Genomic DNA, 7,561 nt, shown 5'->3' with positions numbered 1-7,561 from the left:
CCCTGCGAGAAGCTCGCTGGGATTTGCTCTCGCGCGACAGCGGGTCAAAGGCCGAAGCGCACATAGCGCTCAAGCAGGCCGGAGGCCGGTAGCGCAGAGATCAATGAGAAGCGGGGCCCGGCGTCGTAACCGCCGCGATTGGCGCGCCGGAAGGCGCACGCGCGATCTTCGGATCGCGACACCAACTACGGACTGCGCTTTTCGGCGCGCCATCCCCCTTTATGAGGGGGCGAAAGAGCAAAACCCGGGCGCTCGCGCGCCGCGGGAACGGACACGCGCGCCTACTCCCTCCCCCTTCTAGGGGGAGGGACATCGATGGGACCAAGCCCGGGGGTGACGACAGGAAAGACGGGGTCATGACAACAGCCCGATCGGGCATTATACGGGGGCCACGCAACGCTCCCGAGTCGCAGAAAGAGAAGTTCCCCCCGTGCTTGACGTCAAATGGATCCGTGAGAACCAGGAAGCCTTCGTCAAAGGCTTGAGCGACCGTGCTTTCGGCGATCCGCAAGCCACGCTGACTCAAATCCTCACCCTGGACGAGCAACGCCGCGAAACGATTCAGGGTTTGCAGGAGCTGCAAGCGCGCCGCAACGCCGCCTCCAAGGAGATCGGCAAGGCCAAGCAGGCCAAGGACGAAACCGAAGCGAAGCGCTTGATGGACGAGGTCGCCGGGCTGAAAGCGACGATCCAAGAGGGCGAGGACAACGAGCGGGCGCAGGACAAGGAACTGCACGATCTGCTTGCGGGCATTCCCAACATGCCGGCGGACGACGTGCCGGTCGGTCCCGACGAGAGCGCCAATGTGGAGCTGCGCAAGGTCGGCGAGCTTCCGAGGTTCGATTTCACGCCCAAAGAGCATTTCGAGATCGGCGAGGCGCTCGGGCTGATGGATTTCGAGACGGCGGCCAAACTCTCGGGTTCCCGCTTTGTCGTGTTGAAGGGCAAGTTGGCGCGGCTCGAGCGCGCGCTCGCCCAGTTCATGCTCGACCTGCACACCGACGAGCACGGCTACACGGAAGTGAATCCGCCGCTGCTCGTGCGCGACGACACCATGTTCGGCACCGCTCAGTTGCCGAAGTTCGAAGAGGACCAGTTCGCTGCTCACAAACCGATGCTCGGTGAAGCCGAATGGAACGAGTTCATAGATAGCCAACTAAACGACAGCCATTGGGAGACGGTTCCGGGAAAGGAAACCCACGTTCGTCTTAACGAGGAAGGGCGACGGATTGCCGAAGGTTTCAATCGGCACTGGCTCATCCCGACAGCCGAAGTGCCGCTGACCAATCTCGTGCGCGAGGACATCACCGACGAGGCGAAGCTGCCCATGCGCGTGACGGCGGGCACGCCGTGCTTCCGCGCGGAGGCGGGCGCCGCGGGCAAGGACACGCGAGGCATGATCCGCCAGCATCAATTCTCCAAGGTCGAGCTGGTGTCGGTGACGACGCCGGAGCAATCGGCGGAGGAGCATGAGCGCATGACAAAATGCGCCGAGACCGTGCTCCAGAAGCTCGGCCTGCCGTACCGCGTGGTGGTGCTGTCCACCGGCGACATGGGCTTCGCCGCACGCAAGACCTACGACATCGAGGTCTGGCTCCCGGGCCAGGACACCTATAGAGAGATTTCCTCCTGCTCGAACTGCGGCGACTTCCAGGCCCGCCGCATGAACGCGCGCTACCGGCCCAAGGACTCCAAGGCCACCCAGTTCGTGCATACGCTGAACGGTTCCGGCGTCGCCGTGGGCCGCGCGCTGATCGCCGTGCTTGAGAACTACCAGGGCGCGGACGGCAGCGTTCGTATTCCCGACGTGCTCCAGCCCTATATGGGCGGCCTGACCAGGATCGAGGCCCCGAAGTGATTGTTGATTTATCTCTTTCTCCGCTCTTTATCCGCTCATTGCCGGGCTTGACCCGGCAATCCAATCCCCATTGGCCTGTCGCCTTGCTGCGGCGTTACGGTGTGGATGCCTGGATCAAGTCCGGCCATGACAGGTGTGCGTTGAAATGAATCAGAAGAAGAACAAACCGGCGAAAGTGCCGAAAAGGACTCGCAAAAAGATGCGCATTCTCCTCACCAACGACGACGGCATCGAAGCGCCGGGTCTCGACGTGCTGGAGAAGATCGCCACCGATCTCACCGACGACGTCTGGGTCGTGGCCCCCGAAACCGATAATTCCGGCGCGTCTCATTCGCTGACCCTGGCCGAGCCCTTGCGCATGCGCGAGATCGGCAAGCGCCGCTACGCGGTCAAGGGCACGCCGACCGATTGCGTCATCATGGGCGTGCGCTTTCTCCTGAAGGACGAGCCGCCCGATCTCGTGCTCTCCGGCGTCAATCGCGGCCAGAACCTCGCCGATGACGTGAACTATTCCGGCACCGTGGCCGGCGCCATCGAGGGTACGCTGCTCGGCGTGCCGTCCATCGCGCTCAGCCTCGCCATCGGCAATTACGATCACGGCACGCCGATCTGGGAGACGCCGATGGAGCACGGCGCCGAGCTGATGCACAAGCTGCTCGACGCGGGCTGGCCCGAGGGCACCGTGCTCAACGTCAACTTCCCCGACTGCCAGCCGGACGAGGTTCAGGGCATGGTCGCCACGCGCCAAGGCTTGCGTGATACGGCGCTGCTCGACATCGACGACCGCATGGATACACGCGGCAAGGCCTACTACTGGATTGGTATCGCCAAGCGCAACGCCAAGCCGCCCAAGGGCACGGATCTGTGGGCGGTGCGCTCCAACCTGATCTCCGTGTCGCCGCTCTGCCTCGACTTTACCGACAGTAGCTCGCTCGAGGCGCTTGCCGGGGTTCTCGGCGAAAAAGCCAAATAGTCCTTACCCCCGCGCGCTCGAATCGGCTGATACTCACGCGAAAAGCCGCCTCGAAGGGAGGTGGACGGGATGGCGAGCGCACAGGACCAAGTCAATCTTATCATGCAGCTTAGGCGTCGCGGCATCCGCGACCCTAAGGTGCTGCGCGCCATCGAGACCGTTCCGCGCGAGCTGTTCGTCGACGAGGCGTTCTCCGACCACGCCTATCAGGACATCGCGCTGCCCATCGAATGCGGGCAGACCATCTCGCAGCCTTTCGTGGTCGCCTTCATGACCGAGAAGCTCGCGCTGGAGCCGAGCTATAAGGTGCTCGAGATCGGCACCGGCTCTGGCTATCAGGCCGCCGTCCTGTCGCATCTCTGCCGCCGGGTCTACACCGTGGAGCGTTGGCGGGAGCTCCAGAAGGCGGCCGAGCAGCGCCTGGCGGAGCTCAAGATCAACAACGTGACCACGATCATCGGCGACGGCTGGCTGGGCTGGCCGCCGCAAGCGCCGTTCGACCGCATCATCGTCACCGCCGCCGCGCTCGATGCGCCGGCGGCCCTGCTCGACCAGTTGAAGGACGGCGGCCGCATGATCATTCCGCTGGGCGAGACCCGGGACTCCCAATCGCTGGTGCAGATCGACAAGACCGAGGAAGGGCTGGTGGAGACGCCGCTTCTGCCGGTGCGTTTCGTGCCGCTGGTGCATGGGCGGGTGAAGCGCGACTGAGCCTGAGGAGAGGCCCTAACGCGTTGCTTGCTGATTCTTTTTTAGGCAGCTGGGGAAGAGGCTTAATGCGTTGTTTACCGCCAGCGCGCTTTACTCATCGCAACGGGTATTGCGAGTGGACCATTGGGGGATGCGCGTGGCGTTCTGGTCGGAGTATGCCCGCGGCGCATGCTGTGTGATCGCGGGTTTGAGTTTTGCGTTGACGATAGCGGGCTGTAGCTCGGGCGTCTCGCGCTTCGACTTCCCATCTTTCAATCTTGCAGACAACGAGTCGAGCGGCGCGGACATGTCCACCACGGCGTCGCTGCCGGTTCCGTCGGAGTCCGTCTACAACGGCAGCCGCTACCAGTTTTACGGCGATCGCTCGGCCGTGCCGCCGCAAGCGACCGCGAATTATTCGCCGGGTCAGGCGCGCTATTACGGCTCGCCGCAGACAGCGAAACCGCCCGCGCCGCCGCCTGTGACACAGGCCTCAGGCCCGCGGATCAAGGTGCAAAGCGGGGACACGCTGTCGAGCCTGTCCCAGCGCTACGGCGTCTCCATCGACACCATTCAGACCGCCAACAACCTGCCTGACGCGCGGCTGCGCGAGGGCCAGACACTGATCATGCCGGGCGCCAATGTCGCCGCCGCGCGGAGTCCTGCGCCCGCGCCGCGCGTGGCCGCCGCTTCGCCCGCATCCTCGCCGAGCCCATCCTCGCTGACCCCAAGGGCGGGCGAGACGACTTATAAGGTGCAGGCGGGCGACACGCCCCACAGCATCGCCGAGAAGCTTGGCACCAGCGAGAAGGCCATCATGGCGCGGAACGACGTCCGCGCCGACGCGCTTCAGATCGGCCAGACGCTGGTCATTCCGGCGGCAGGCGCGGCTGCGCCCACTGTCGCGGAAGCGCCCGCGTCGTCGGGGGGCGTGCGCAAAGTCAAGACCACCACGATCAGCCCGCCGGGTGCGGGCGATACCACCCAAAGCACGGCCAAGACATCGGCGCCCACAGCCACGCAACAGAAAGTGTCGAGCACCGCGCAGCTTCCCAATCCCGATCCCATGTCGGGTGCGAGCTTCCGCTGGCCGGTGAAGGGACGCGTGATCTCCGGGTTCGGCACCAAGCCCGACGGCGGACATAACGACGGCATCAACATCTCCGTGCCGCAAGGCACCCCAGTAAAAGCGGCGGAGAACGGCGTCGTCGCCTATTCCGGCAGCGAGCTGAAGGGCTACGGCAATCTCGTGCTGGTCCGCCACGCCAACAACTGGGTGTCGGCCTACGCCAACAACGACGAACTGCTCGTCAATCGCGGCGACAAGGTGAGCCGCGGCCAGGTGATCGCCAAGGCGGGCACCACCGGCTCGGTCTCCCAGCCGCAAGTGCATTTCGAATTGCGCAAAGGTTCGCGTCCCGTCGATCCGACGAAGTACATGAGCAGCATGTCGGCGCAGGCCGACTAAAGCGCCGTCCCGAGACGCCCCGCCAAATCTTGGATGAATTGCCAAGCCACGCGGCCCGAGCGGCCGCCGCGGCCGCGTGCCCATTCGAGGGCCTCTCTGTCGAGTGTCTCTGGCGGAACGTCGAGCCGGTAATGCTCGGCGTAGCCGCGCACCATGGCGAGGTAGTCGTCCTGGCTGCAATTGTGGAACCCGATCCACAGCCCGAACCGGTCCGACAGGGAGAGCTTCTCCTCCACCGCTTCGGAGGGGTTGATGGCCGTCGAGCGTTCGTTCTCGACCATCTCCCGCGGCATCAGGTGCCGGCGGTTGGAGGTGGCATAAAGCAGTACATTGGCCGGACGCCCCTCGATCCCGCCTTCCAGCACCGCCTTTAGAGACTTGTAGGAGGTGTCGATCGTCTCGAAGGAGAGGTCGTCGCAGAAGAGAATGAAGCGGTGCTGGGGCGCCGCGCGCAAGTGGGTTAGGACCCGGGGCAGGGCCGCGATGTCCTCCCGGTGGATCTCGACCAGCTTCAGGCCGGGAATCGCCCCGTGCACCGCCTTGATCAGCGAACTCTTGCCCATGCCCCGCGCGCCCCACAAAAGGGCGTTGTTGGCAGGAAGGCCCTGGGCGAAACGTTGCGTATTCGCGAGCAGGGTGTCGCGGTTTCGGTCGATGCCCTTTAGAAGCGGCAAGGGCAGGCGGTTGACCGCCTGGACCGGTGAAAAACGGTCGGTTTCGGCCTGAAACACGAAGGCGTCGGCAGCCCTGAAATCGGGCGTCTGGGGCCGGGCCGGGCCAAGTCGCTCCAGCGCCTGGGCGATCCGCTCCATAAGTCCCGAGACTGGCTCCTGAAAGTTCATGCAAGGCCCCGTTGCAAAGGCGTTCAGGCTCAGTATAGTCGCGCCCAATCGCGCGATAAGAGCCTGCCCACAAGGCCGCGAGAGACGCCAAGCCGGCCGAAAGCGGCCATCCTTAAGCCAAGCAGGGGACACGAGCAATGAACGGTTTCGCATACGCTCAAGCAGGCGGTAGCGGCTTCGAGATGCTAAACAGCCTGCTCGTCCCGACGATTCTGATCATCGGCATCATGTATTTCCTGATGATCCGGCCGCAGCAGAAGCGCATGAAGGAGCATCGCGAGATGGTCGCCGGTCTTCGCCGCGGCGATAGCGTGGTGACCTCTGGCGGCATCCTCGGCAAAGTGACTAAGGTCGAGGAGAACGAGGTTCAGGTCGAGGTCGCCGAGGGCGTGCGCATCAGGGTGCTGCGCTCGACCGTTTCGGAGGTGCGCGGCAAGGGGGAGGGCGGCGCCCCCCCGTCCAAGGCCGAATCCAAGACCGCCGAGTAGCGACGCGCGAAATCAACCGACCGATCTAGAGAGTCAAACCCGGCAATGCTGCATTTCCAAAGATGGAAGGTGATTCTGGTTTTTGCCGTGGTTCTTGCCGGCATCATCTTCGCAATTCCCAATCTGATTCCGTCGTCGGCTTTGCAAGGACTCCCAAGCTGGATTCCCCACAAGCAGGTCAATCTGGGCCTCGATCTGCAAGGCGGCGCGCATCTTCTCTATCGGATTGACGAGAAGGATCTGGTCGACGACTGGCTCGGCACTATTCGCGGCGACGCGCGCGAGTCGCTGCGCAGCAACCGCATCGGCTATATCGACCTTTCGCAGAACGTCTCCGCCAAGAGCGTGTCGCTCCGCATCCGCAATCCCGAGGACGTGGACAAGGCGTTCACCGAGCTGAAGAAGCTCGCGGTCCCGGTCGGCAACGATGTGTTCGGCGGGTTCTCGGGCAATGATCTCGAGGTGACGCGGGAAGGTGACAAGATCACCCTCGCCGTCACCGAGATGGGTCTGAACGACCGTATCGGCGCGGCAATTCAGGCCTCCATCGAGACCATTCGGCGACGCATCGATGCGTTCGGTACCACCGAGCCCAGCATTCAGCGCGAGGGCCGCAATCGTATCCTCGTTCAGGTGCCCGGTGTGTCGGACGTGCAGCGCCTCAAAGGTCTCATTGGTGAGACCGGCAAGCTCGAGTTCAAGCTCGTGGACCCCGCCGCCAACGCCGGCGAGGTCGCCGTCAGCAAGCAGGTTCCGCCAGGCGACGAGCTGGTCTATTCGGGCGACGATCCGCCGGTTCCCTACGTGCTCAAGGATCAGGTGATGGTCAGCGGCGAGAACCTCGTCGACGCTCAGCCCGGCTTTGATTCCCGCACCGGCGAGCCGATCGTCACGTTCCGCTTCGATGCCGCCGGCGCCAAGCGTTTCGGCCGGGTCACGCAGGACAATGTCGGTCTGCCTTTCGCCATCGTCCTCGACAACACCGTGATCTCTGCGCCGGTTATCCGCGAGCCGATTCTCGGCGGCACGGGCCAGATCAGCGGAAACTTCACCGTGCAGGAAGCCAACGATCTCTCCGTCCTGCTGCGGTCGGGCGCGCTGCCGGCCAAGTTGACGGTCATCGAGGAGCGCACCGTCGGCGCGAGCCTTGGCGCTGACTCCGTCGAGAGCGGCAAGAAGGCGGCAATTGTCGGCATGCTGCTCGTGGTGGCCTTCATGTTCGTGGCCTACGGGCTGTTCGGC

At 64.1% G+C, this 7,561-nt stretch carries 7 protein-coding genes; 6 read left to right on the top strand and 1 reads right to left on the bottom strand.

Annotation, left to right across the window (positions count from 1 at the left end; all coding sequences use genetic code 11):
- Nucleotides 1-430: 430 nt before the first annotated feature.
- From serS to ACSLE4_RS06950, 4 genes are all read left to right on the top strand, one after another.
- Nucleotides 431-1,858, top strand: a complete 1,428-nt coding sequence (gene serS, locus ACSLE4_RS06965) for a serine--tRNA ligase (protein WP_435903754.1) — start codon at nt 431-433, stop codon at nt 1,856-1,858.
- 199 nt (nt 1,859-2,057) lie between these two features.
- A complete protein-coding gene (gene surE, locus ACSLE4_RS06960; RefSeq protein ID WP_435903753.1) occupies nt 2,058-2,831 on the top strand; it encodes a 5'/3'-nucleotidase SurE in 774 nt (257 codons plus the stop codon).
- Nucleotides 2,832-2,900: 69 nt separating this feature from the next.
- Nucleotides 2,901-3,542 carry a protein-L-isoaspartate(D-aspartate) O-methyltransferase gene (locus ACSLE4_RS06955; protein WP_435903752.1) on the top strand — a complete coding sequence of 214 codons (642 nt, stop codon included), beginning with the start codon at nt 2,901-2,903 and terminating at the stop codon, nt 3,540-3,542.
- Between the two features lie 115 nt (nt 3,543-3,657).
- Nucleotides 3,658-4,989 carry a peptidoglycan DD-metalloendopeptidase family protein gene (locus ACSLE4_RS06950; RefSeq protein ID WP_435903751.1) on the top strand — a complete coding sequence of 444 codons (1,332 nt, stop codon included), beginning with the start codon at nt 3,658-3,660 and terminating at the stop codon, nt 4,987-4,989.
- On the opposite strand, the gene ACSLE4_RS06945 is transcribed toward ACSLE4_RS06950, so the two are convergent.
- The gene (locus tag ACSLE4_RS06945; protein WP_435903750.1) at nt 4,986-5,831 is read right to left on the bottom strand and encodes an ATP-binding protein; all 846 of its coding nucleotides are present in this window, start codon (nt 5,829-5,831) and stop codon (nt 4,986-4,988) included. The two genes, ACSLE4_RS06950 and ACSLE4_RS06945, sit on opposite strands and share 4 nt — an antisense overlap.
- Before the next feature lie 137 nt (nt 5,832-5,968).
- On the opposite strand from ACSLE4_RS06945, the gene yajC reads away from it, so the two are divergent.
- Both yajC and secD read left to right on the top strand, forming a co-directional pair.
- On the top strand, nt 5,969-6,319 hold the full coding sequence (gene yajC, locus ACSLE4_RS06940) for a preprotein translocase subunit YajC (protein ID WP_435903749.1): 351 nt from the start codon (nt 5,969-5,971) through the stop codon (nt 6,317-6,319).
- A 69-nt stretch (nt 6,320-6,388) separates the two neighbouring features.
- The coding region (gene secD, locus ACSLE4_RS06935; RefSeq protein WP_435903748.1) for a protein translocase subunit SecD at nt 6,389-7,561 on the top strand (1,173 nt) is incomplete at its 3' end.

Origin of the sequence: Methyloceanibacter sp., from assembly GCF_051306395.1 — a bacterium.
GTDB lineage: Bacteria > Pseudomonadota > Alphaproteobacteria > Rhizobiales > Methyloligellaceae > Methyloceanibacter.
This window is presented reverse-complemented; position numbering and strand designations above follow the sequence as displayed.